General features: G+C 66.6%; 1 protein-coding gene. It reads left to right on the plus strand.

All coding sequences use genetic code 11. The features are described 5' to 3' along the window. Positions 1 to 21: 21 nt before the first annotated feature. Positions 22 to 539: hypothetical protein (locus CQ12_RS45230; RefSeq protein ID WP_198164256.1), on the plus strand; the 518-nt coding region annotated here is incomplete at its 3' end.

A 539-nucleotide genomic window follows, 5' to 3' on the forward strand; every position in this document is an offset into this window, starting at 1 on the left:
GGCCGGGGTGTGCAGACCGGCGTGAATGTCGGCAAGCAACTGGGCGTCTTCGACGCCGGTCAGCCCGGCTTCCAGTCGGCCGCGGAAGCACCGCCGACAGACATGGAGCTGCAGAGCTTCTGGAGCGTGCTGAAGAAGATCGGCCGGGGTGTGCAGACCGGCGTGAATGTCGGCAAGCAACTGGGCGTCTTCGACGCTGGTCAGCCCGGCTTCCAGCCCGCCGCGGAAGCACCGCCGACGGACATGGAGCTGCAGAGTTTCTGGAGCGTGCTGAAGAAGATCGGCCGGGGTGTGCAGACCGGCGTGAATGTCGGCAAGCAACTGGGCGTCTTCGACGCTGGTCAGCCCGGCTTCCAGCCCGCCGCGGAAGCACCGCCGACGGACATGGAGCTGCAGAGCTTCTGGAGCGTGCTGAAGAAGATCGGCCAGGGTGTGCAGACCGGCGTGAATGTCGGCAAGCAACTGGGCGTCTTCGATGCCGGTCAGCCCGGCTTCCAGCCGGCGGCAGAAGCACCGCCGACGGACATGGAGCTGCAGAG

Origin of the sequence: Bradyrhizobium jicamae (genome assembly GCF_001440395.1) — a bacterium.
GTDB classification, from domain to species: Bacteria; Pseudomonadota; Alphaproteobacteria; order Rhizobiales; family Xanthobacteraceae; genus Bradyrhizobium; species Bradyrhizobium jicamae.